This is a genomic window from Allopusillimonas ginsengisoli (assembly GCF_004153455.1).
GTDB lineage: Bacteria > Pseudomonadota > Gammaproteobacteria > Burkholderiales > Burkholderiaceae_B > Allopusillimonas > Allopusillimonas ginsengisoli.
In genome coordinates this window covers 1-22,292 of sequence record NZ_SDQE01000021.1, presented here as the reverse complement: position 1 = coordinate 22,292, position 22,292 = coordinate 1, and the positions used below count along the sequence as shown (strand labels likewise).

Sequence of the window (22,292 nt, the reverse complement as noted above, 5' to 3'; positions counted from 1 at the left end):
GGTTTCCAAAGAAACATCTGCGTTAAATGGTATGCGTGTATTGTGCGTGATGGATGTGTTTCGAGCCTAGATACGCATCAGTACAATTTTGAATAACTGTATGGATATAAAATACAGTACAGCGTGACGTAGGACTGAACCATGTGCAGCGTGCCGAACACTTTCTTTCAGACGGGCAGCGAGCCTGGGCATTTATCCGAAACATTAACGCAACAAGTCATGCGTTCCGTGCGCGAACGTATCGCCAGCCGGCAACTGTCAACGGGCGCCCGGCTGCCGTCCATCCGAAGCCTGGCGCAAAGCATGCGCGTGTCCAAGTCCACCGTTGTGGACGCTTATGATCGCCTGGCGGCAGAGGGTGTAATACAGGCCAGGCGTGGATCGGGCTTTTATGTGTCTGCGCCGGCCATGCCGCTGTCATTGATGGATGTCGGCCCACGGCTTGATCGCGACGTCGACCCGCTCTGGGTGGCGCATCAGGCTCTGACGGCGGGCAATGCCATGCTCAAGCCGGGGTGTGGGTGGCTGCCGCCCGATTGGCTGCCTCACGACACTCTGCGCAAGGCCTTGCGGTCTTGTGCGCGGGCCGATACGGCGACACTGGGCGATTATGGTTCTCCCCTGGGGTTGGGGCCGTTAAGACAGCTGCTGGCCCGGCGTGCGGCCGAGGCTTCCATCGACGTGACGCCCGAGCAGATCGTGTTGACGGATTCGGGAACGCAATCCCTGGATCTCATCTGTCGTTTATTGCTTGAGCCAGGCGATACCGTATTGGTGGATGATCCGTGCTACTTCAATTTTCACGCATTGCTGCGCGCGCATCAGGCCAGGATTGTGGGCGTACCCTTCACCCCATCAGGGCCCGATCTGGAGCGGTTCGAGCATGCGCTCATTGCGCACAAGCCACGTTTGTACATGACCAACTCGGCAACACAGAATCCGACGGGCGCAACGTTGTCGCCGCTGGTCGCGCATCGCGTGTTGCGCCTGGCGGAGCAGCATGGCCTGCTTATTGTCGAGGACGACATTTTTGCGGACTTTCAAAAAGAACCCTCGCCCCGGCTTGCTGCGTTTGATGGCCTGCGCCACGTGGTGCATGTGGGCAGCTTTTCCAAGACCTTGTCTGGCGCGGTGCGATGCGGATACATTGCCGCGCGGCCAGACTGGATATCCAAACTGGTTGACTTGAAGATCGCAACGACCTTCGGTGGCAATAGTCTGGCGATTGAACTGGTTTATCGCATGCTCAAGGATGGAAGCTACCGGCGATATGTCGAGAGCTTGCGTCTCAGGCTGGCCCAGACTATGGGGCCGGTCGTGGCCAGGCTTGAATCGCTGGGCATCAAACCCTGGATCAGGCCTGATGCGGGGATGTTTCTATGGTGCAGGCTGCCAGAGGGGGTGGATGCCGCTGATCTTGCCAGGGCAGCCCTGAAGGAAAACATTGTGCTTGCGCCGGGCAATGTGTTCAGTCTGTCGCAGTCAGCCAGTGATTTTCTGCGATTCAATATTGCCCAATCGGGAGACGACGAACTCTACCAGGTTCTCGAGCGCCTCTTGAAAACAAAGGAATTATTAGGTATTTTGCCTGGGCGCTGCTAGAATCGTGGCAGTTTTGTTTATTGGCCTTGCAGGAGAGACCGGCACGCTATATGTCGCCGGCGCCGATGGAGCAACCGCCCCGGAAACTCTCAGGCAAAAGGACTGCAGGCCAGGCAAATAATCTGGAGAGCGGTGCGTAAAAAATCGCACCCACCGAAGGGGATGACGCGCTGCTCCGTTCGCAGCTGGCGTTGTAAAACTCTCAGGTAACAGGACAGATGGGGCAACGGGCAGGCTAACCCCTGCATTTTGCCTTCTTCTGGAGCTATCAATGTCTCGCGTCCTTGTTATCGGCGCCGGTATCACCGGTGTCACCACTGCCTACACCCTCAGTCGCCGCGGTTTCGATGTAACCGTCATCGATCGCTTGCCCTATGCCGCCATGGATACTTCCTTTGCCAATGGCGGCCAGTTATCCGCCAGCAACGCAGAAGTCTGGAATCAATCCGGCACCTTGTTCAAGGGTATCAAGTGGATGCTGCAGAAAGACGCGCCCCTGCTGCTTAATCCTACGCCTTCCTGGCACAAATATTCCTGGCTGGCCGAATTTGTCGGCGCGATCCGGCGTTATCGCGATAACACGGTTGCGACCACTCGCATGGCCATCGAAGCACGTCGCCATTTGTTCGACATGGCCGAAACGGAAGACATAGCGTTTGATCTGGAACGACGCGGTATTTTGCATGTGTACTACGATCGTGCCAGCTTTGAGGTCGCCACACGCGCCAACCGACTGATGTTGGAAGGAGGGTTGGAGCGCTATGCAGTCACCCCTGACGAAATCCGCAGCATTGAGCCCAGCCTGACAGGGCAATTCTATGGCGGTTATTACACGCCGTCCGATGCCACCGGCGATATCCACAAATTCACACGCGGCCTGGCGGCAGCCTGCGTACGCCGTGGCGTACAGTTCAAGTACGGGCGAGAAGTCCACAGCATAGATTTTTCGGAGGGCGCGCCAACCCTGAACCTTTTGCCGACCGGGCTGAGCCGTGGGGAGAGCGAACGCGTGCCGGGCGATGCGGTGGTGGTATGCGGTGGCGTGGGTAGCCGGCGGCTTGCGGCCTTGTGCGGGGATCGCCTGAATGTCTATCCTGTAAAGGGATACTCGATTACGGTGCATCTGGACGATGCCGCCAGCCAGGCGGCGGCGCCCTGGGTTAGCCTGCTCGATGAGCGCGCCAAGATCGTGACATCGCGCCTGGGTGAAGACCGCTTCCGTGTGGCGGGCACTGCGGAATTCAACGGCTCCAATCGCGACATACGTGCTGATCGGATCGAGCCTTTGTTACGCTGGGTGCGGCAAAGCTTCGACGTGAATACATCCAGAGTTGTTCCGTGGGCGGGACTGCGCCCCATGATGCCGGACATGATGCCTCGTGTGCGTCGCGGCAAGCGGCCTGGCGTGTATTACAACACTGGCCATGGTCACCTTGGGTGGACCTTGTCGGCCGCGACAGCGCATGAAATCGTCGAAACAATCTACGCGGATTCCTGCAGGGCGGACGCAGGCAGCCCGAATATGCGATCGAACATCAGGTTGAACACAAAGGTGTAGAGCAGGAAGAAGACGATCAGGCCCAGGTCGAGCACAAACGCATCCCATAGCGAAATCTGCAGCCACCATGCGAACAACGGTACCAGCATGGCAACCAGGCCACCTTCGAACCCGATGGCGTGAGCGACGCGCCGCAGCAGGCTGCGGCCGCGTTTCGTTTGCCTGGCTTCCCAATGCTCGAACAGCGCGTTGTAGACCAGGTTCCACGCCACGGCGATGGCCGAGGACGTGACGGCGGCGACCGACGCGTGAGCCAGTCCGTGCCTGGACAGCAGCGAAAGCGCGATGCTGGTGATGAAGATGGCGATCAGCTCATAAAAAGAGACGTAGACCAGTTTGCGTTTGATGCCCTGCATGGATGTCATTCCAGAAAAACGAAAAGCCATAAGCGGCCTGTTTATAAAAACAAGATCACGCATGGCAACGGGAGCTATTCTATTTCCTAATTTCTGATGAAAAAAGTCAGTAAATATCAGAAATTCTGATAGATTAATCGTTTCCCCTATTTCACGAGGCGCGGGCATGAAAGACAACATGGCTTTTACCAGTGACAATGTACGCGTGTTTCTGGCGGTGTTGGATCATGGCTCCTTTTCGGCTGCGGCGCGCTCACTCGGGCGCGTGCCTTCCGCCGTGAGCATGGTCATTGCCCAGCTAGAGGCGGAACTGGATCTGCTTCTCTTTGATCGAAGTGCGCGTGAGCCGCGTCCTACCGATGTTGCGCGTGCGCTGGAACCCCAGGCACGGCAACTGGCTGGCCAACTGCGTCAATTGCATGCGCACGCCCTGGCCTTGCACCAGGGCCTGGAGCGCACGCTCACCATCGCCATAGCGCCAGAATTGCTTTCAGCGCCCTGGAGCGGTCCCTTGGCGACGCTCGCCGAAACATTTCCCTATCTGGATGTCGAGGTGTTATCGGCGCCGCAAACCGACGCCATGCGCATGCTGTACGAGGGCTGCGCGCAATTGGCGCTGGTGTTTGAAAGGCCTGGCACGGATGAACGCGAAGCGTTTCTGGAAGTCAGCAAAGAGTTGCTGGTGGCCGTGATAGCCCCCAACCATCCCGCCCTCGCCCGAGGCCACGGGAAGTTGCGCCATGAAGACTTGCTGACGATACGGCAGGTTGCGGTGACGAGCCGGGAAACCGAAGCCTACGACGCGCGTACATTGGTGGCGCGCCAGATATGGCGCACTGACAGTCATTTGGCTACCTTGAGCCTGGTGCAGGCGGGGGTGGGTTGGGCATATTTGCCACGCTCGCTGATCGAGCCTTTGACGCAGGCTGGTGCGCTGAAGGAAATCGAGTTCGAAAACATCAGCAATCAGCTACGCCTGTGGGTGGACGTTGTGTGGCTCAAGGACAAACCGCTGGGCCTGGGTGCACAGCGTTTTATCGAATTGCTCAACAACGAAGCCAGCGGAACAGGCGCCCGCGATGAGACGGGCGCCGGCGCATCGCAGCATTGATATGTTCCTATGAAGGAAGCGGCTTGGCGTCGCGCGGCGTGTCGTCGCCTCGGCTCACCGGCGCAACGTTGGCCCATTCTTCATCGTCGTACAGCCTGGAACGCAACAGAAAGCGCCGGCCTTCTGCGCTGTCGAGCGAAAACGCACCGCCCCTGCCAGGTACGGCATCGATGATCAGCTGGGTGTGTTCCCAGTACTCGAATTGCGATTCGCTCATGTAGAAAGGGCAGCCGTCCAGCTCTCCCAGCAGTACATCACTGCTGCCCACCGAAAACTCCCCCAGGGGATAGCACATCGGGGCGCTGCCGTCGCAACAGCCTCCCGACTGATGGAACATCAAGGGGCCATGGCGCGCGCGCAAGGTGGCAATGAGATCGAGCGCTTCGGGCGTGGCGACAACACGGGCGATAACAGTCATGGTGGAACACCTCCCCGGGCATGTATACGCCTGGGCCTGTCGCTGGACAGGCCCAGGAGAAGGGTGACGATTCAGGGGCCTGATGTCAGAAGAAACCCAGCTTCTTGGGGCTGTAGCTCACCAGCATGTTCTTGGTCTGCTGATAATGATCAAGCATCATCTTGTGGGTTTCGCGGCCTATGCCAGACTGCTTGTAGCCCCCGAACGCCGCATGCGCCGGATAGGCATGGTAGCAGTTCGTCCATACACGGCCCGCTTTGATGGCGCGTCCCATGCGGTAGCACGTATTGGCATCACGCGACCAGACGCCCGAGCCCAGGCCGTACAGCGTGTCGTTGGCGATGGACAGCGCGTCGTCGGCATCCTTGAAGGTCGTGACGGCCACGACCGGGCCGAAGATCTCCTCCTGGAACACGCGCATGCGATTATGGCCTTTGAAGACGGTGGGCTGAACGTAGTAGCCGTCCTTGAGCCCGCCCTCCAGGGTGGCCCTGGCGCCGCCGGTCAGTACGTCAGCGCCTTCCTGACGGCCAATATCAAGATAGGACAGGATTTTTTCCATCTGCTCGCTGGAGGCTTGCGCACCCATCATCGTGTCGGCGTCCAGCGGGTTGCCTTGCTTGATTGCTTCCACGCGTTTGAGTGCGCGTTCCATAAAGCGGTCGTAGATGGATTCCTGGATGAGCGCACGGCTCGGGCATGTGCAGACTTCGCCCTGGTTCAGCGCGAACATCACAAAGCCTTCTATGGCTTTGTCGAAAAAATCATCGTCCTGCGCGGCGACATCCTCGAAGAAAATATTGGGTGACTTGCCGCCCAGCTCCAGCGTCACGGGAATGATATTCTGGGACGCGTACTGCATGATGAGCCGGCCCGTCGTGGTTTCGCCGGTGAAGGCGATTTTGGCGATGCGCTTGTTCGATGCCAGTGGCTTGCCGGCCTCTACACCAAACCCGGTGACGATATTGAGTACACCTGCGGGCAGAATGTCGGCAACGAGTTCCGCAAACTTGAGAATTCCCAGCGGCGTTTGCTCGGCTGGCTTGAGCACGACGCAGTTGCCGGCGGCCAGCGCGGGAGCGAGTTTCCACGCAGCCATCAAAATGGGAAAGTTCCAGGGGATGATCTGCCCGACGACACCTAGCGGCTCGTGAAAATGATAAGCAACCGTGTCGGCATCGATCTCCGAAAGACTGCCTTCCTGGGAACGGATTGCGGATGCAAAATAACGGAAATGATCAGCCGCCAAAGGGATGTCGGCCGCGCGGGTTTCGCGTATGGGCTTGCCGTTATCCCAGGTTTCAATGGTGGCCAGCATCTCGAGATTGGCTTCGATCGCATCCGCGATCTTGAACAGCATGCGCGCGCGTTCCGCTGGCGCCGTTGCGCCCCACTGGGGTGCAGCCTTGTGCGCGGCATCCAGCGCCTTTTCAATGTCTTTGGCGCCGGATCGCGCATGGCGGGTCAGCACCTGTCCGGTGACTGGCGTGATGTTGTCAAAGTATTCGCCTTCGACCGGCGCATGCCAGTCGCCGCCAATGAAGTTGCCATACTCAGTCTTGATATCTATTGTGGTGCCGTAGGTATCCGGGGCGATGCGGGTTGCGGTATCCATAGTGCGGTCTCCTGAATATGTGGGTGGTCGTGGCGTTATCCGCCTATGGTTAATTCAAGCAATCGCTATGCCAGTTTTGACACCTCGCGCCAAGGCTGGACAAGCGGGCCATTTGCATGCGAAAGTGAATGAACTTTCGATGTGCAGGTGTCGCCGAATCTGTCGCGACTAACGCCGAAGTGTTGCTTTTTGCGACACCCAGAAGGAACAGGTGTCGCAGAACGCCACTCAAGGAGACATTCCATGATGATCGAGTCCCGTCGTCACGCGCTGGCCCATGCACGCAGGCTGTTCAGCGAGCAGGGCGCGGTACCGAGCGGCATGGTTGCCGAACCTATCCTAAGATCCTGGCGCCGTTGCGCCGAGCTTGGCCACGAGATGCATGGCACGCGCCGACAAGAGCCCATGACACACGCCGAACTGATGGATTTGCGCGCGCGCCACGAGCGATTGCGCCGCTTGAGCCGCCCCACGCTTGCCTTGCTGCATCGCGAGGCACGGCGGACAGGCAGCCTGATTATTCTGGCCGACGCCAATGGCCTGGTGCTGGACAGCGTCGGCGCGAGCGATTTCGCCAGCCGAGCCTCCCGCGTTGCGCTGATGCCAGGAGCGCCCTGGGATGAAGGCGCCGCGGGCACCAATGCCATCGGTACGGCGTTGGTGGAAGGGCAGCCCATCGTGGTTCACGGAGAAGAACATTACTTTGCGCCAAATCGCATCCTCACTTGCGCCGCCATACCCATCATCGATCCCTCGGGCAAAACACAAGGCATTCTGGATCTGTCTGGCGATGCGGGGCATGACCATCACCATGCCATGGGCCTGATTGCGCTCGCGGCCGCGCAGATCGAGCGCAGCCTGTTTGTCGGTGCGTTTGCCGATTGCTCCTTGCTGCGCCTGTATACCGATGTGGCACAGCGTGATACGCCGCAGGAAGGCATCCTCGCCTTGCGTGACGGCATCGTGGTGGGCGCCAACCGGCGGGCGCGAGCCTTGTTGTCCCTCGATGATGTTGCCCTGGGCGTCTACCGCTATGATGATTTGTTTGATCACAGGTCAGAGATCGGGCACGGCGTGTTGCGTACCCATGCGGGGCAGCAATTTTATGTCGCGTTGCAGCAGCCCGCGCGTTGCGCGGCAACGATGTCCCGTTCCCCCGGGGCCTTTGCGGATGACATCCCGCAGTCTGCCCTGCACCACTCGCCGCCCGCCACACAAAAGCCCTTGCCCCGCCCGGCCTATGATGCATCCACGCTGAACGCGCTCGCTCGCGCCGTGCGATTGTGCGATGCGGGCGTCGCCATTTTGCTGCAAGGGGAAACGGGTGTGGGGAAAGAGGTGTTCGCGCGCCAGTTGCATGCCCGCAGCCAACGGGCTGATCAGCCTTTTGTCGCCGTCAATTGTGCGGCGCTGCCGGAAAGCCTGATAGAGTCGGAGCTGTTTGGCTATGAAGACGGGGCGTTCACGGGTGCCCGCAAGCAGGGCAGCAAGGGCTTGCTGCGGCAGGCTCATGGCGGCGTGCTTTTTCTCGATGAGATCGGCGACATGCCATCGCACTTGCAGGCCAGGCTATTGCGTGTGCTGCAAACGCGGGAAGTTTCCCCTTTGGGGGGTGGCCGTGCGGTTCCGGTGGATTTCGCGCTAGTCTGCGCCACGCATCGCTGCCTGTCGCCCGAGACAAGCGATACCGCGATGCGTGCCGATCTGTATTTCCGCATCGCCGAATATACGGTGCGGCTCGCGCCGTTGCGCATGCGCACAGACAAGCGTGAACTCGTGCGTACATTATGGGCAGCCGAGACGGCTACGCTGACGCTTCCGCCCGATATCGAAGAGGCGCTGCTCGCCTATGATTGGCCCGGCAATTACAGGCAACTGGTCGCCCTGCTGAAAACGCTGCACATACTGGGAAAACCGTCCGGCAGGGTGGATATGGAGATGTTGCCGGCGGAGATCCGCTGGCCCATGGTCCGCCATGACGATGAATCCAGTCTTGGCAAAGGGCCATCACTTCGGGATATCACGGTTACGGGCGAGAGCGGCCTGCCGCCGGGTTTTCAGGTCATCGAAGACGTCTGCATGCAGGCAGAACATTCCGCCCGCGCCAGGACAAGCGAGGGGCAGCAGCCTCTTAAATCCCTGACGCTGCACCTGATGCAGAGCACCTTGGCTGCCTGCGGCGGCAATATGAGCCGCGCCGCGCGCGAACTGGGCGTGCATCGAAGCACCTTGTATCGGCACATCGGCGCGGGAGGCAGGAAACTGGATGCCTGAAACGCAGCAACCTGCGGATCCTGCGCAAAAAAGCCTGGTCCGGCGCCCGGTTCCCGCAACCATCTCGGTGGTTCTCAGGGGTCATCAGGTGTTGCTCGTACGTCGTGCCAATCCGCCCGATGCGGGGTACTGGGGTTTTCCTGGCGGGAAGATGAACATAGGCGAAACGGTGAATACCGCGGCTGAAAGAGAGCTCTTTGAAGAAACCGCTGTACGTGCCCAAGCGCGCCGCAGCTTTACGGCGATCGATGTCTTTGATCGTTCTGATGAGGGGCATTTGCGGCAGCAGTTTGTGCTCATCGCCGTCTTGTGCCGCTGGATTGCCGGCGAACCTGTCGCCGGGGATGATGCCCTTGAGGCGCGATGGTTCAGTCTGGATGAGATCGACAGCCCCTCACTGGTGACGAGCTCTGGGGTTCAGGAAGTGTTGCGTTTGGCGGCCCAGGTGATCGAGAGTGAGGGCCCCTGAGAAAAAGGTTCAGCTTGCACGTTCTTGCTGGATTTTTATAGACGATCGGTCTAATATATAAACAAGCCTGCGCAGAATATGACCGCGATACTGACTGGCCGTGGGCTGGCAGGATCTCCAGTGAATAACCTAAGAGGGCTTGTCGATGAAACCATCAGAACCCAGCAAGCGCGCATCGCCGGCCACCCGCGCGCGTGGGCGGCCCCCAAAGAACGAGGCCAGTCACGGCGAGACGCGCGCCAGTCTCATCAGAGCGGGTGTCGCCATCCTCACGGAGAAGGGATATTCATCCGTTGGGCTTGATGAGATTCTGAGCTCGGTCAGTGTGCCTAAAGGCTCTTTCTACTATTACTTCGAGAGCAAGGCCGCGTTTGGTCATGCCCTGATCGACGCGTATGCCGACTACTTCGCCCGCAAGCTGGATCATTGGTTGACCAACGAGGCGCGCGCGCCGTTGCAGCGCTTGAAAGATTTCATCGAAGACGCCAAGGAAGGAATGGCCCGGCATGGATTCCGGCGAGGATGCCTGGTTGGCAATCTGGGGCAGGAAATGGGTGCCTTGCCTGAGCCATTTCGCGCGCAGCTGGTCGCGGTGCTTGCCGATTGGCAAATGCGGACGGCGCGCTGTTTGCGCCAAGCCCAGCAGGAGCAATACCTTGCCGGCGATGCCGACTGCGAGCGACTGGCGGCGTTTTTCTGGATCGGATGGGAAGGCGCGGTCTTGCGCGCCAAGCTCGAACATAGTGCCGAGCCGCTGGATACTTTTGCCGATGGGTTCTTTTCAGCGTTAAGCGCGCATTCCCATCGGCGACCAGCATCGTCAGTTTGAACATTCACGCATGGAGGAGAAACTCGTGTTTCAGGCAATTCTGATAAATAAAGACGACACGCAGCAAAAGGCCAGTCTCGAGCGATTGGACGAGACCGCCTTGCCGGCCGGCAACGTGACGGTACGGGTGGCTTATTCCACGCTGAATTACAAAGATGCGCTGGCGATCACAGGCAAGTCGCCCGTCGTGCGCAGCTTTCCCATGGTGCCGGGGATCGACTTTTCGGGCGTGGTCGAGCAGTCGGATGATGCCGCCTACAAACCGGGCGACAAGGTCGTGCTCAATGGCTGGGGCGTGGGCGAAAAGCATTGGGGCGGTTTGGCCGAGCTGGCGCGTGTCAATGGCGACTGGCTGGTTCCCTTGCAGGCGCCGTTCACGCTGCGGCAGGCAATGGGACTTGGCACGGCGGGCTACACCGCCATGTTGTGCGTGATGGCACTCGAGCGCCACGGTGTAACACCAGACAAAGGCCCGGTGCTCGTGACGGGTGCGGCGGGCGGGGTAGGAAGTGTTGCGGTTGCTGTGCTCGCCAGGCTGGGCTATCACGTTGCCGCCGTGACGGGGCGCCCTCACGAAGCGGATTATCTGCGCTCGCTGGGCGCGCAAGAAGTGTTGGATAGAGCCGAGTTCACAGAACCGGGCAAGCCGCTCGCAAAAGAACGGTGGGCCGGCGCGGTGGATGTGGCGGGCGGGCATGTGCTGGCCAATGTTTGTGCCTCACTCATGTACCGGGGAACGGTGGCTGCCTGCGGTCTGGCTGCCGGCATGTCGTTGCCTGCGACAGTGGCCCCGTTTATCTTGCGAGGCATTACGCTGGCCGGCATCGACAGCGTCATGTGTCCAAAGGAAGATCGGCTGGAGGCATGGCGGCGGTTGTCGCAGGATCTGGACCCCAACAAGCTCACCGACGTCGTGCATGACATTTCCCTGCAAGACGTCGTACCCGCTGCCGAGCGATTGATGAATGGAGAAATACGAGGCCGCGTCATCGTGCCCGTGCATCCGCAACACCCATAATCACCCAGACAAAGCGTCAGCATCCACTCCGGAGTACACCCATGAAACAAGAACACGCGCCTCGCATAGGCAGATTTCCCATTCCTGAACTGTCGGAACTGCCCGACGATATACGCGAGCGCATGCTCGCCGTGCAGGAAAAATCTGGCTTTATTCCAAATGTGTTTCTTGTGCTCGCGCACAGGCCCGATGAGTTTCGCGCTTTCTTCGCCTATCACGATGCCCTGATGGACAAGCCCGGCAACCTCAGCAAGGCGGAACGCGAGATGATTGTGCTGGCCACCAGCAATGCCAACGAGTGCCAGTATTGCGTGGTTGCATATGGCGCAATCTTGCGCATACGCGCCAAGAATCCGCTGCTCGCCGAGCAGGTTGCGGTGAACTACCGCAAGGCCGATATTACCGACAGGCAAAAAGCCATGCTGGATTTTGCCATGAAGGTGTCGCAGCGTTCAGGCGAGGTCGGCGATGCCGACCTCGCGACGCTCAAGCAGCATGGTTTCGACGACGAAGACGCCTGGGATATCGCCGCCATTTCGGCTTTCTTTGGCATGTCCAATCGTTTGGCCAACACGACGAGCATGCGGCCTAACGACGAGTTCTATACGTTGGGAAGATAAGCACACAATAAACTGTGCGCAGCCCGGGCAGGCCTGTCCGGACTGCGCACGCAACGAAACGAAGAAACATTCTTTACTTGAGTTTCCGCCAGAATCGATTTATGCTCAAGTTAAGCATAACGATAACGCGTCCTGCGCGTTTTTTATTTTCCTACAAATGCTCATTATGAGCATTATTACGAGATGATCGATTGGTGGAGAGCAAGCATGCGCAAGTCAGTGGTATTTGATCATTGCCAGATCCAGAAGGGCACGCCCGACGCGCTGAACACGCAGCCGGGGCAGGCATGGCTGAACATTGCGGCGACCTCATCGCAAACCCCGCCCCAGCGTGCGCATCTGGAGGCGCTGCTGCGGGCCCGCGATGCGGTACTGGTGGCGCATTATTACACCGAGCCAGAGGTCCAGGATCTGGCGCTGGCCACAGGAGGATGCGTTGGCGACTCGCTGGAAATGGCCCGATTCGGCAAAGAACATCCTGCCAGTACGGTGATTGTGGCGGGGGTGAGCTTCATGGCGGAAACCGCCAAGATACTGAGCCCGGAAAAGCATGTTTACATTATTGATGATCAAGCCAGCTGTTCGCTGGACCTGGGCTGTCAGCCGGATGATTTCAACGCATTCTGCGATGCTCACCCTGATCACACCGTGGTCGTTTATGCCAATACCAGCGCAGCCATCAAGGCGCGGGCAGACTGGGTGGTTACCTCGTCCATCGCGCTGGATATCGTGCGCCATCTGCATGGGCGCGGCGAAAAAATCCTTTGGGCGCCGGATCGTCACCTGGGCGCTTATGTGCAGCAGCAGACTGGCGCCGACATGATACTGTGGCAAGGATCCTGCATCGTGCATGATGAGTTCAAGGGCAATGAGCTGGCCGAACTCAAGAAAACCCACCCGGAGGCGCCTGTACTGGTGCATCCGGAATCCCCAGCCAGCGTCATTGCGCTGGCCGATGTGGTCGGGTCCACTACGCAACTGATACAGGCCGCGTCAAAGAGCGCGGCCGACACGTTCATCGTGGCGACGGATCAGGGCATTCTGCATGCGATGCGAGGCCAGGCGCCAGGCAAGACATTTATCGCGGCGCCCACCGCGGGGCATGGCGCCAGTTGCAAGAGCTGCGCGTTTTGTCCCTGGATGGCGCTGAACACGCTGGAGCAATTGCAGGATACGCTGGAACATCGCCGCCACGAAGTACAGGTGGACGAGACGCTGGCACACGGGGCAAGGCGTTCAGTTGAGCGCATGCTGCAATTTGCGCGGCAGCGCGGCCAGGCCGTGCAGGCAACGGGCGATCTTGAAACAGATATGCCGCTGTTTGAACATGTCGGCGCTGCATGATGCATTATGACGTTGTAATTGTTGGTGCCGGGCTGGCCGGCGTGACAGTGGCATTGTCATTGCCGCCCCAACTGCGCATTGCGCTGTTGGCAAAAGACCAGCTCGACCTTTGCGCAAGCGATCGGGCGCAAGGCGGCATCGCCGCAGTGTTGAGTGCCGACGACAGTCTGGCGCAGCATGTGCAGGATACCCGGGTCGCGGGCGCGGGGCTTTGCGACGAGGCCGTGGTTCAACACATCGTGGCGCAGGGGCCCGCCAGCCTGGATTGGCTGTGCTCGCAGGGTGTGGCCTTCAGTCGCGATGCGCAGCAGCGCCTGCACCTCACCCGCGAAGGCGGGCACAGCCAGCGGCGCATTGTGCATGCGGGCGATGCCAGTGGGCATGCCATCATGAAGGCGCTGCACGCGCAGCTCAGACAGCGGCCGAACGTGATCATTCATGAGCATATGCTGGCAATAGACCTGTGCGCTGCGCCCGACGCGGACGCGGGGATTGCCGGCCTTCTGGCATTCGACCAGAAGCACTTTTGCCAAAAGGCGTTCGTGTCGCCGCATGTTGTGCTCGCGACAGGCGGGCTCGGACACCTTTATTCCAAGACCAGCAATCCCGCCTGCGCCACTGCCGACGGCATTGGTATCGCGTCGCGCGCGGGCGCGGCCATGCGCCATCTTGAATTCATACAGTTCCATCCCACCTGCCTCGCGCTGCCTGGCGCGCCCGCCTTCCTGATCTCGGAAGCCTTGCGCGGAGAAGGCGCATTCTTGCGACGGCCAGATGGCACACGGTTTATGCCTGCGCATGACGCGCGCGCGGAGCTGGCGCCACGCGACATTGTCGCGAGAGCCATCGCGCACGAAATGCAAACGCATGGCCTGGACCATGTATTGCTGGACATCACGCATCGCGACGCCGCGTTTATCGAAGCGCATTTCCCGATGATTCTGCAGCGCTGTCTCGACTATGGCGTTGATGTGCGCCGCGACGGTATTCCTGTTGCGCCCGCCGCGCATTACAGTTGCGGCGGCGTGGCCACCGATACCGTGGGGCGCAGCTCCGTGCCAGGCCTGTATGCGCTTGGGGAAACAGCATGCACAGGATTGCACGGCGCCAACCGACTGGCCAGCAACTCCCTGCTGGAGTGCGTGGCAACGGGGCGCGCGCTGGCGAACCATCTGGCCAAGTCTGCGCGGTCTGTCACTGCGCCGAAATCAACCGACGCCGCCGCAGCCGCCGAGGTTCGTGCGCAAATAGACGCCCAGGCGGTACGCATGCAGCTGCAAACACTGATGGACACCGCTGCGGGGCTATTGCGCCACGGATCGACGCTGGAGCGGGCGGGCAGGCAAATCCGACAATGGCAGGATCAGCTGGGCCTGCCTGCCCGCTGGGCGGATTCGCTGCGCGAACGACTGGAGCTGCGCAACATGCTGGATGCCGCGGCGCTGATCGTTGATGCCGCGCTGCTGCGACGAGAAAGCTGCGGACTGCATCAGCGCATTGACGGAACTTAGGCGGCAGGGAACACCAGAACAAACAGCGATCCCTCGCCTTCGGTGCTTTCCACAAAGGCCCTGCCCCCATGCCGCTCGACGACCGTGCGTACAAAGGCCAGGCCGAGCCCTGCGCCGCTCGGATTGTCGCGGCGGTGTTCATCCGCGCGCGTAAATGGCTGAAACAGCGTTGAGATCTGGGCGGCGCTGATGCCCCGCCCCTGGTCGCGTATGCAAACACGCCAGGTGTTTCCCGAACGCTCGATGCGGCATATGACCTGGGTATGGTCGGCACTGTACTTGATGGCATTGTCGATCAGATTGCACAGGGCACGCCCTATCAATGGCGCGTCGCCGTTGATCCAGGCAATATCGGGCAGGTCCTGGCCGACGATGTCGATGTTGCGCTGGCGGGCGCGCGGCCATAACTCATCGATGGATTGGTTCAGCAGTTCGACCAGATCCTGCTGCGAGAAATGCATCTGCATGGCTTCGGCGCGCGCAAGGTGCACAAAGCCGTCGACCAGATTCAGCGTTCTGTTTGCATAGCTGTTGACGCGGCACAGGAGTTCCGCTTGATCAAGTGCGGTCTCGGGCCTTTGCTGCAACTGCGTAAGCGCCAATATGGAGTTCTGGGGTGAGCGCATGTCGTGCGACAGAAAGCGCAGGGTTTCTTCGCGGTTGCTGCGGGCAATGCGCAACTGGGCGATGGCGCTGTGCAATTGGGTGACCCGGGCTGACAGCGAGCCATCGCGGCTGCGGGTTTCGGGTATGGAGACTTCGTCGCCCAGCGCCGCGCGCTCGCGATTCAGTGTCTGGAGCTCGCGGTCGATGTGCTGCAGCGACGCCTCCTGGCTGCGCCAGCTCCATACCGGGAACGCCAGGGCAACGCCGAACAGGCTGGCGGTAATGGGAATCCAGAGGCTGAACAACTGTATGAACAAAACACAGCCAGCAAGAATGAGCAGGAATGCCGCAGCGGCAGCAACAAAAGAACGGCGGGGAGACAGGCGACGGAAGGCCAGGCAGGCCAGCAGCACAGGAAGACAGGACAAGAGGGCGGCAAGCCAGGGCGCAGGCGTTCGGATCCAGTTCCCCGTCATCAGGCCCTGCAATCCGTTTGCCAGAATTTCGACGCCCGCCATGGGGCGGCCCGAACTCGACACTGGTGTGGGAAAGTCGTCACCCAAACCTGATCCCCAGGACCCCACCAATACATACTTGTTGTCGAAGACAGAGGGCGGGATCTGACCGCTGAGCACGTTCGCGTAAGGGTAAATGGAGTAGCTTCCTGGAGGACCATGATAGGGAATGAAGAGCGGTTCACCGGCTTTGCCCGCAGCGGTCATGTGTTCAGGCGTATTGGCGACCTTGAGCATGGCCAGCAGAAAATGCTCGGCGCCCTGTCCGTCGAGCAGTTGGCGATAGGCGGTCAGGGAGCGCACGACGCCGTCGTTATCGGGATAGACATTGATATAGCCCATGCCGGCACTGGCATTGGCAAGTACCAACAGCGGCGCAATGGCCTGGCGATTGTCATTGGTGATCATCATCGGCAGTACGACTTTTCCGTTGCGCGACATGGCTCTCGCCAGCATCTGATCGTCGTGGGGATAGGCCGGGTTATAGTCGCTGAGCAGTACGTCAAACGCCACGACCCGCGCATTGCCGAGTTTGTCGAGCAGGCGCGCATGCAGGGCCCGGCGCCAGGGCCAATAGCCGATCTCCTCAATGCTGCTGTCGTCTATCGCGATAATGACGATGTTCTTGTCGGGCTCGGGCCGGGTTGTCACGGACAGCGCCCGATCATAGAACGTGTCGTCCAGCCGCGTAATGCCGATTTCGGCGCTGAACAGGCTGAGCAGGGCCGTTGTCAGCAGCATAAAGAGGGTAACGGCCAGCCATTCAGCGTAAACGCGTCGCTCCAGGCTACCCCAGAAGTCGCTGCGCGCGACGCGATCGGCGCCTGCCATGACTTGCCTAGTCGGCCCTCAGGGCGACGGCATCACCGTAACCCGTGAAAACAGGCAGACCAAAGGCGGTACTTAGTGCCGGCTGTCCTGGAAAGGACAGGACAGCATCCTCGCCCATGACGCCGTCGCCGTCGATGGCGCGCACGCGGACATAGAAGGTGCCCGTGCCCTGGGCGCCGTAGGTGACTTCGGGGCTGTCAAAACGCTTGCTGGAGATCAATTGCGTGCCAGCGTCGTCCTGGGCAACCTGGACGAGATAAGCCTGTGCGCCTGGCACCGCCGGAAACCGGGTGACCCAGCCTTGTCCGCCGCGGGTGGGTGCGGCCAGTTGCGGGGCGGGCAGCAGGGGCCTGACGCCAAGGAAGTCCCCGGATGCGCTGGTGGCGGCACCCTCGCCGCGGCGCAGGACAGCGGCTTGCTTGCCGGATGTGGCCAAGTGGGCGCGGCCGTGGAGGACCTCGCTTTGCGAGCCGTCTTGGGCCGAACGGACACGCAGGCGGGTGCCTCGCACGCCGGTGACACTGACCGGCGTGCGGATCTCAAACCGCCCCACGCCTGTGTCGGCGGGGGCGACTTCGGATTCCAGCCCGCCGGAACGGACATCCAGTATGGAGTCGATCAGCCCTGTTCCCTTGAATGCCCTGAGGCGTTCAACCACCAGATGCGAGCCAGGGGGGATGGACATTGCGCTGTCGTCAGCCAATTGGAGGGTGACGAAGCCATTGGGACCCGTCTTGATGACATCGCCTTCGTTGACCTGGCTGTTCAGGGTGGCGGGCGCCCCGTTCACATCCGCCTGGCCCTTGACGTGATTGACCGTAGCCGGCGCCGGAACTTCCGGGATCAGGGCGAAAGGAATCTTCAGTTGCTTGGCGATTGGCAGACGGGTTGGGTCGGCAACCTGGTTCAGCGACTGCAACGTGATCCAGTTGGCGGGATTGTCGGTGTAGCGCTTTGCCAGGTCGATCAGGGTATCGCCGGCGACGGCGCGATACAGGAAGTTGTCGCCATCGGCGCCCGCTGGCTGAGCCTGGGAAGCCAACGGGGCCAAACCAAGCACACACATGGCTGCCAGGGCCGCCAGGCAGCGGTGAAGCGATGGAACAAAAATCATAAAGCGGAGGCTTCCTGTTGGTTCGCAAGCAGCTCCAGGCGATAGCCGAGCGCGTAGGACGACACCAGCCGGACGCCATGTTCAGGCCGGAGCTGGAGCTTGCGGCGGATATTTGAGAGATGCGTATCGAGCGTGCGGGAGGTGGCCGGAATCTCGCGGTTCCAAACCTTGCTGCTGAGCACGTCGCGCGAAAACAGGCGATCCGGATTGTGGAAAAAGAGCAAAGCAAGCTCGTATTCCTTGGGCGCCAGCTCGATAGCCTCGCCATTGAGCGAAATGCGCTCCTGTGCGGGATCAATGTCGTATACCGCCAGGGAAAAGGGCGCTTCCTGCTGGGGCGATGGCGCTATCCTGCGCAGCAGGGCCGTGACCCGGGCCGTGAGCTCGCCGCGCCGAATCGGTTTCATCATGTAGTCGTCGGCGCCCGCCTGCAGGCCTTGCACGAGGTCTTCTTCATGCGTACGGCTGGTGAGAAACAGGACAGGCAGCGCCTGCCCCAGCGTGGTGCGCACCCAGCGCAGCACATCCAGGCCGGAGATGTCGGGCACTTCCCAGTCGAGAATCAACATGTTGAAACCATGGTCGCGGGCGAGCGCCGCGAGCATCGATTTGCCGGTGTTGAAGGAGGTAGATTGATGACCGGCGTCGCTCAGGTATGACTGGACTAGTTGCGCCTGGGCAGTGTCATCCTCCAGAATAGCAATATGCATGAAGGCTGAGAAAGAGAAAATTTTAGCGACAGGAAAAACAATGTTACGTTAGCATGCGTCCGGATGTCGAGGCCAAGGGCGCAGACCCAGCCCACACAGGGCTGTTGCGGATTTACCGCACTATTTCCCGTGCATTGGATTATCACAGGGTGTTATTGACCGCTTTTCGTGCCACATGTTACTATGGCTAGCTTACCTTTTGGGTTTCCTTGCCAATTTGATCCCCATCAGGTAGCCAAGGCACAGGTGATTTCTTTGGTGTACACGGGTTAAAACATACTGGCAACAGTGTTTTTTGATGCGGCGCCAGGGTTTTATCCGTTGCCTGAACCCCCCAGCTTTGTTGCAAGACCGCTCTTTTACGTATCTTTCGTGCCAGGCGGTATTTGCGCAAACCGCCTGAGGCTGCCATGCAAGCCATGTTGTCTGTTTTTCAGCATGCTCCTTCGTGTCAGCGGCAGGCGTTATTTTCAAACGCCTACCCGGCGCGCAAGCGTCAGGTGCGCAAAAGTCACAGGATGCGTAAAGGTCATGCCAACCATTAGCCAACTCGTGCGCAAGCCGCGCGAAGTCAGCACTGTCAGCAGCAAGAGCCCGGCGCTCGAAAACTGCCCGCAGCGTCGCGGTGTCTGCACACGCGTGTACACCACTACTCCCAAAAAGCCTAACTCGGCACTGCGCAAGGTCGCCAAGGTTCGTCTTACCAACGGTTTCGAAGTCATTTCGTACATCGGCGGCGAAGGCCACAACCTTCAGGAACACTCCGTGGTTCTGGTCCGCGGCGGCCGTGTCAAGGATTTGCCTGGTGTGCGTTATCACATCGTGCGCGGTTCCCTCGACCTCCAGGGCGTCAAGGATCGCAAGCAGTCCCGTTCCAAGTACGGCGCAAAACGCCCCAAGAAAGCTTAAGTTTTTCCCAGTCCAGCTCGTCTGGTCGTATCAGTGCAGCCATGATCATCGGTTCATGGCATGTAAGTGATCATCTTTCTGGATGATCGTGGCCGCCCCAAGGGTGGTTCAACTGAACTGTCACAAGGAAGTTAAAAATGCCTCGTCGTCGCGAAGTTCCCAAACGTGAGATTCTCCCCGACCCCAAGTTTGGCAGCGTAGAGCTCGCCAAATTCATGAACGTTGTTATGTTGTCTGGCAAAAAAGCCGTCGCCGAACGTATTATCTACGGCGCGTTTGACCAGATTCAGGCTAAAACTGGCAAGGAGCCTATCGAGGTGTTCAACACCGCGATCAACAACATCAAGCCTGTCGTCGAAGTGAAAAGCCGCCGTGTCGGTGGCGCGAACTATCAAGTGCCGGTTGAAGTGCGCCCTGTGCGCCGCCTGGCGCTCGCCATGCGCTGGCTGCGCGAAGCAGCCAAGAAGCGCGGCGAGAAATCGATGGATCTGCGCCTGGCCGGTGAACTGCTTGACGCCTCCGAAGGCCGTGGCGGTGCGATGAAAAAACGTGAGGACACGCACAAGATGGCAGAGGCCAACAAGGCATTCAGCCATTTCCGTTGGTAATCTAAGGACACAATCATGGCCCGCAAAACCCCAATCGAGCGCTATCGCAATATTGGCATTTCCGCGCACATCGATGCAGGGAAGACCACTACCACCGAGCGCATTCTGTTCTACACCGGCGTCAACCACAAGATTGGCGAAACCCATGAAGGCTCGGCCACCATGGACTGGATGGAGCAGGAGCAAGAGCGCGGCATCACCATTACCTCGGCAGCAACAACTGCGTTCTGGCGTGGCATGGCGGGCAACCGCCCCGAGCACCGCATCAACATCATCGACACCCCGGGACACGTGGACTTCACCATCGAGGTGGAACGCTCCATGCGCGTGCTCGACGGCGCCTGCATGGTGTACTGCGCTGTCGGCGGCGTGCAGCCCCAGTCCGAAACCGTGTGGCGTCAGGCCAACAAGTACGGGGTTCCCCGTCTGGCCTTCGTCAACAAGATGGACCGTACCGGCGCGAACTTCTTCAAGGTCTATGACCAGCTCAAGACCCGCCTGAAAGCGAACCCCGTGCCGGTGGTGATCCCCATTGGCGCAGAAGACACTTTCAAGGGTGTGGTCGACCTGGTCAAGATGAAGGGCATCATCTGGGACGAAGCCTCCCAGGGCACCAAGTTCGACTACGTCGACATCCCCGCCGAGCTGGCGGACGAAGCCGCTGAATGGCACGAAAAGCTGGTCGAGTCGGCTGCCGAAGCCAACGAAGAGCTCATGAACAAATACCTGGAATCAGGCGAGCTCTCCGAAGACGAAATCAATCTTGGCCTGCGCCTGCGCACCATTGCTGGCGAAATCCAGCCCATGCTGTGCGGCACTGCATTCAAGAACAAGGGCGTGCAGCGCATGCTCGACGCCGTCATCGACTACCTGCCTTCCCCGGTGGATATTCCCCCGGTCCAGGGCATGGACGACGACGGCAACCCGATCAGCCTGCCCGCTTCGGACGACGCCAAGTTCTCCGCGCTGGCGTTTAAGCTCATGAGCGACCCCTTCGTTGGTCAGCTGACCTTCGTGCGTGTGTACTCGGGCGTGCTGCATTCGGGTGAAACCGTCTACAACCCGATCAAGAGCAAGAAGGAACGCATTGGCCGCATCCTGCAGATGCACGCCAACAATCGTGCCGAAATCAAGGAAGTTCTGGCAGGCGACATCGCTGCGGTGGTGGGCCTGAAAGACGTCACCACGGGCGAAACCCTGTGCGACGTCGGCCAGCACATCCTGCTCGAGCGCATGGAGTTCCCCGAGCCTGTTATTTCGCAGGCCGTCGAACCCAAGACCAAGGCCGACCAGGAAAAAATGGGCGTCGCGCTCTCTCGCCTGGCACAGGAAGATCCTTCTTTCCGCGTGCGCAGCGACGAAGAGTCCGGCCAGACCATTATTTCCGGTATGGGCGAGCTTCACCTCGAAGTGCTGGTCGACCGCATGCGCCGTGAATTCGGTGTGGAAGCCAACGTGGGCAAACCCCAGGTGGCCTACCGCGAAACCATTCGCAAGACCTGCGAAGAAATCGAAGGCAAGTTCGTCAAGCAGTCGGGCGGTCGCGGCCAGTACGGTCACGTCGTGCTCAAGCTCGAGCCCCTGCCTCCTGGCGGCGGCTACGAGTTCGTCGACGCCATCAAGGGCGGTGTGGTGCCTCGCGAATACATCCCCGCGGTGGACAAGGGCATCCAGGAAACCTTGCCGGCAGGCGTGGTGGCTGGCTACCCCGTCGTCGACGTCAAGGTTACGCTGTTCTTCGGTTCGTACCACGATGTGGACTCGAACGAAAACGCGTTCCGCATGGCAGCTTCCATGGCTTTCAAGGACGGCATGCGCAAGGCCAGCCCTGTGCTGCTCGAGCCCATGATGGCTGTAGAAGTCGAAACGCCGGAAGACTACGCTGGCACGGTCATGGGCGATCTGTCCTCCCGTCGCGGCATGGTCCAGGGCATGGATGACATCCCTGGCGGCGGCAAGATCATCAAGGCCGAGGTTCCTCTGGCCGAGATGTTCGGGTACTCGACCAACCTGCGTTCGCAAACGCAAGGTCGCGCTACCTACACCATGGAGTTCAAGCATTACTCCGAGGCGCCCAGGAACGTAGCCGATGAAGTCATCGCTGCGCGCGGCAAGTAATTAATCAATCACCTGCCCGCACGTGTCGGGCAGGACATTTTTTTTGTTTCATTGAAAACATTGATGGGATAAATCATGGCAAAAGAGAAGTTTGAACGGACCAAACCGCACGTCAACGTAGGCACGATCGGTCACGTTGACCACGGCAAGACCACT

The 22,292-nt window shown here is 59.9% G+C and carries 19 protein-coding genes, 1 pseudogene and 1 riboswitch; of the genes and pseudogenes, 14 read left to right on the top strand and 6 right to left on the bottom strand.

The features are described 5' to 3' along the window. Nucleotides 1-141 precede the first annotated feature (141 nt). Both ERE07_RS21115 and ERE07_RS21110 read left to right on the top strand, forming a co-directional pair. Nucleotides 142-1,602, top strand: a complete 1,461-nt coding sequence (locus ERE07_RS21115) for an aminotransferase-like domain-containing protein (RefSeq protein WP_130011003.1) — start codon at nucleotides 142-144, stop codon at nucleotides 1,600-1,602. Nucleotides 1,603-1,621: 19 nt separating this feature from the next. Continuing rightward, nucleotides 1,622-1,717, top strand: a riboswitch (glycine riboswitch). Nucleotides 1,718-1,873: 156 nt separating this feature from the next. After that, the gene (locus ERE07_RS21110) at nucleotides 1,874-3,160 is read left to right on the top strand and encodes a D-amino acid dehydrogenase (RefSeq protein ID WP_130011002.1); all 1,287 of its coding nucleotides are present in this window, start codon (nucleotides 1,874-1,876) and stop codon (nucleotides 3,158-3,160) included. Here the strand turns inward: ERE07_RS21110 and ERE07_RS21105 are convergent. Beyond that, nucleotides 3,085-3,516: a PACE efflux transporter gene (locus ERE07_RS21105; protein WP_130011001.1), complete on the bottom strand. Its 432-nt coding sequence runs from the start codon at nucleotides 3,514-3,516 to the stop codon at nucleotides 3,085-3,087. The two genes, ERE07_RS21110 and ERE07_RS21105, sit on opposite strands and share 76 nt — an antisense overlap. Before the next feature lie 178 nt (nucleotides 3,517-3,694). Between ERE07_RS21105 and ERE07_RS21100 the strand changes: the two genes are divergently transcribed. Continuing rightward, the gene (locus tag ERE07_RS21100) at nucleotides 3,695-4,627 is read left to right on the top strand and encodes a LysR family transcriptional regulator (RefSeq protein WP_130011015.1); all 933 of its coding nucleotides are present in this window, start codon (nucleotides 3,695-3,697) and stop codon (nucleotides 4,625-4,627) included. Between the two features lie 7 nt (nucleotides 4,628-4,634). Here the strand turns inward: ERE07_RS21100 and ERE07_RS21095 are convergent, their stop codons facing one another. Next, on the bottom strand, nucleotides 4,635-5,045 hold the full coding sequence (locus ERE07_RS21095) for a DUF779 domain-containing protein (RefSeq protein ID WP_130011000.1): 411 nt from the start codon (nucleotides 5,043-5,045) through the stop codon (nucleotides 4,635-4,637). A gap of 85 nt (nucleotides 5,046-5,130) precedes the next feature. After that, complete coding sequence (gene adh, locus ERE07_RS21090; RefSeq protein ID WP_130010999.1) at nucleotides 5,131-6,660, bottom strand: aldehyde dehydrogenase; 1,530 nt, start codon at nucleotides 6,658-6,660, stop codon at nucleotides 5,131-5,133. Between the two features lie 243 nt (nucleotides 6,661-6,903). On the opposite strand from adh, the gene ERE07_RS21085 reads away from it, so the two are divergent. The 7 genes from ERE07_RS21085 (at nucleotide 6,904) to nadB (ending at nucleotide 14,725) form a co-directional block, all read left to right on the top strand. After that, nucleotides 6,904-8,934 carry a sigma-54-dependent Fis family transcriptional regulator gene (locus tag ERE07_RS21085; RefSeq protein ID WP_245153824.1) on the top strand — a complete coding sequence of 677 codons (2,031 nt, stop codon included), beginning with the start codon at nucleotides 6,904-6,906 and terminating at the stop codon, nucleotides 8,932-8,934. Beyond that, nucleotides 8,927-9,403, top strand: a complete 477-nt coding sequence (locus tag ERE07_RS21080) for an NUDIX hydrolase (RefSeq protein ID WP_130010998.1) — start codon at nucleotides 8,927-8,929, stop codon at nucleotides 9,401-9,403. The genes ERE07_RS21085 and ERE07_RS21080 overlap by 8 nt, the downstream gene beginning before the upstream one ends. A 145-nt stretch (nucleotides 9,404-9,548) precedes the next feature. Further along, complete coding sequence (gene acuR, locus ERE07_RS21075) at nucleotides 9,549-10,232, top strand: acrylate utilization transcriptional regulator AcuR (RefSeq protein WP_130010997.1); 684 nt, start codon at nucleotides 9,549-9,551, stop codon at nucleotides 10,230-10,232. A gap of 25 nt (nucleotides 10,233-10,257) precedes the next feature. After that, nucleotides 10,258-11,250 carry an acrylyl-CoA reductase (NADPH) gene (gene acuI / locus ERE07_RS21070; RefSeq protein WP_130010996.1) on the top strand — a complete coding sequence of 331 codons (993 nt, stop codon included), beginning with the start codon at nucleotides 10,258-10,260 and terminating at the stop codon, nucleotides 11,248-11,250. 41 nt (nucleotides 11,251-11,291) lie between these two features. Continuing rightward, nucleotides 11,292-11,870 (top strand): peroxidase-related enzyme, encoded by a 579-nt coding sequence (locus tag ERE07_RS21065; RefSeq protein ID WP_130010995.1) that lies wholly within the window; start codon nucleotides 11,292-11,294, stop codon nucleotides 11,868-11,870. Between the two features lie 207 nt (nucleotides 11,871-12,077). Continuing rightward, nucleotides 12,078-13,214, top strand: a complete 1,137-nt coding sequence (gene nadA, locus ERE07_RS21060) for a quinolinate synthase NadA (protein WP_130010994.1) — start codon at nucleotides 12,078-12,080, stop codon at nucleotides 13,212-13,214. Beyond that, nucleotides 13,211-14,725, top strand: a complete 1,515-nt coding sequence (gene nadB, locus ERE07_RS21055) for an L-aspartate oxidase (protein WP_130010993.1) — start codon at nucleotides 13,211-13,213, stop codon at nucleotides 14,723-14,725. The genes nadA and nadB overlap by 4 nt, the downstream gene beginning before the upstream one ends. On the opposite strand, the gene ERE07_RS21050 is transcribed toward nadB, so the two are convergent. From ERE07_RS21050 to ERE07_RS21040, 3 genes are read right to left on the bottom strand one after another with little or no spacing between them, the layout of a single operon-like run. Then, the gene (locus ERE07_RS21050) at nucleotides 14,722-16,677 is read right to left on the bottom strand and encodes a CHASE2 domain-containing protein (protein WP_130010992.1); all 1,956 of its coding nucleotides are present in this window, start codon (nucleotides 16,675-16,677) and stop codon (nucleotides 14,722-14,724) included. The genes nadB and ERE07_RS21050 overlap by 4 nt on opposite strands. A 7-nt stretch (nucleotides 16,678-16,684) precedes the next feature. Beyond that, nucleotides 16,685-17,791 carry a FecR family protein gene (locus ERE07_RS21045; RefSeq protein WP_130010991.1) on the bottom strand — a complete coding sequence of 369 codons (1,107 nt, stop codon included), beginning with the start codon at nucleotides 17,789-17,791 and terminating at the stop codon, nucleotides 16,685-16,687. Next, nucleotides 17,788-18,501 (bottom strand): response regulator transcription factor, encoded by a 714-nt coding sequence (locus ERE07_RS21040; RefSeq protein WP_130010990.1) that lies wholly within the window; start codon nucleotides 18,499-18,501, stop codon nucleotides 17,788-17,790. Before ERE07_RS21040 ends, ERE07_RS21045 begins: the two co-directional genes overlap by 4 nt. 531 nt (nucleotides 18,502-19,032) lie before the next feature. Between ERE07_RS21040 and rpsL the strand changes: the two genes are divergently transcribed. The 4 genes and pseudogenes from rpsL to ERE07_RS22110 form a co-directional block, all read left to right on the top strand. Next, nucleotides 19,033-19,410 (top strand): 30S ribosomal protein S12, encoded by a 378-nt coding sequence (rpsL, locus tag ERE07_RS21035; RefSeq protein ID WP_130010989.1) that lies wholly within the window; start codon nucleotides 19,033-19,035, stop codon nucleotides 19,408-19,410. Nucleotides 19,411-19,547: 137 nt separating this feature from the next. Continuing rightward, complete coding sequence (gene rpsG / locus ERE07_RS21030; RefSeq protein WP_130010988.1) at nucleotides 19,548-20,018, top strand: 30S ribosomal protein S7; 471 nt, start codon at nucleotides 19,548-19,550, stop codon at nucleotides 20,016-20,018. A gap of 15 nt (nucleotides 20,019-20,033) precedes the next feature. Further along, nucleotides 20,034-22,136, top strand: coding sequence for an elongation factor G (gene fusA / locus ERE07_RS21025; RefSeq protein ID WP_130010987.1), 2,103 nt, complete (start codon nucleotides 20,034-20,036; stop codon nucleotides 22,134-22,136). A gap of 75 nt (nucleotides 22,137-22,211) precedes the next feature. Continuing rightward, nucleotides 22,212-22,292 (top strand): annotated as a pseudogene (locus tag ERE07_RS22110) (GTP-binding protein); the annotation flags it as partial.

Bases quoted from the DNA above. Each gene is read 5' to 3' on its own strand.
- adh (WP_130010999.1), bottom strand. From the start codon at position 6,660: ATGGATACCGCAACCCGCATCGCCCCGGATACCTACGGCACCACAATA.
- ERE07_RS21040 (WP_130010990.1), bottom strand. From the start codon at position 18,501: ATGCATATTGCTATTCTGGAGGATGACACTGCCCAGGCGCAACTAGTC.
- fusA (WP_130010987.1), top strand. From the start codon at position 20,034: ATGGCCCGCAAAACCCCAATCGAGCGCTATCGCAATATTGGCATTTCC.
- ERE07_RS21080 (WP_130010998.1), top strand. From the start codon at position 8,927: ATGCCTGAAACGCAGCAACCTGCGGATCCTGCGCAAAAAAGCCTGGTC.
- ERE07_RS21100 (WP_130011015.1), top strand. From the start codon at position 3,695: ATGGCTTTTACCAGTGACAATGTACGCGTGTTTCTGGCGGTGTTGGAT.
- ERE07_RS21045 (WP_130010991.1), bottom strand. From the start codon at position 17,791: ATGATTTTTGTTCCATCGCTTCACCGCTGCCTGGCGGCCCTGGCAGCC.
- acuR (WP_130010997.1), top strand. From the start codon at position 9,549: ATGAAACCATCAGAACCCAGCAAGCGCGCATCGCCGGCCACCCGCGCG.
- rpsG (WP_130010988.1), top strand. From the start codon at position 19,548: ATGCCTCGTCGTCGCGAAGTTCCCAAACGTGAGATTCTCCCCGACCCC.
- ERE07_RS21115 (WP_130011003.1), top strand. From the start codon at position 142: ATGTGCAGCGTGCCGAACACTTTCTTTCAGACGGGCAGCGAGCCTGGG.
- ERE07_RS21085 (WP_245153824.1), top strand. From the start codon at position 6,904: ATGATGATCGAGTCCCGTCGTCACGCGCTGGCCCATGCACGCAGGCTG.
- ERE07_RS21065 (WP_130010995.1), top strand. From the start codon at position 11,292: ATGAAACAAGAACACGCGCCTCGCATAGGCAGATTTCCCATTCCTGAA.
- nadB (WP_130010993.1), top strand. From the start codon at position 13,211: ATGATGCATTATGACGTTGTAATTGTTGGTGCCGGGCTGGCCGGCGTG.
- rpsL (WP_130010989.1), top strand. From the start codon at position 19,033: ATGCCAACCATTAGCCAACTCGTGCGCAAGCCGCGCGAAGTCAGCACT.
- nadA (WP_130010994.1), top strand. From the start codon at position 12,078: ATGCGCAAGTCAGTGGTATTTGATCATTGCCAGATCCAGAAGGGCACG.
- ERE07_RS21050 (WP_130010992.1), bottom strand. From the start codon at position 16,677: ATGGCAGGCGCCGATCGCGTCGCGCGCAGCGACTTCTGGGGTAGCCTG.
- ERE07_RS21110 (WP_130011002.1), top strand. From the start codon at position 1,874: ATGTCTCGCGTCCTTGTTATCGGCGCCGGTATCACCGGTGTCACCACT.
- ERE07_RS21105 (WP_130011001.1), bottom strand. From the start codon at position 3,516: ATGCAGGGCATCAAACGCAAACTGGTCTACGTCTCTTTTTATGAGCTG.
- ERE07_RS21095 (WP_130011000.1), bottom strand. From the start codon at position 5,045: ATGACTGTTATCGCCCGTGTTGTCGCCACGCCCGAAGCGCTCGATCTC.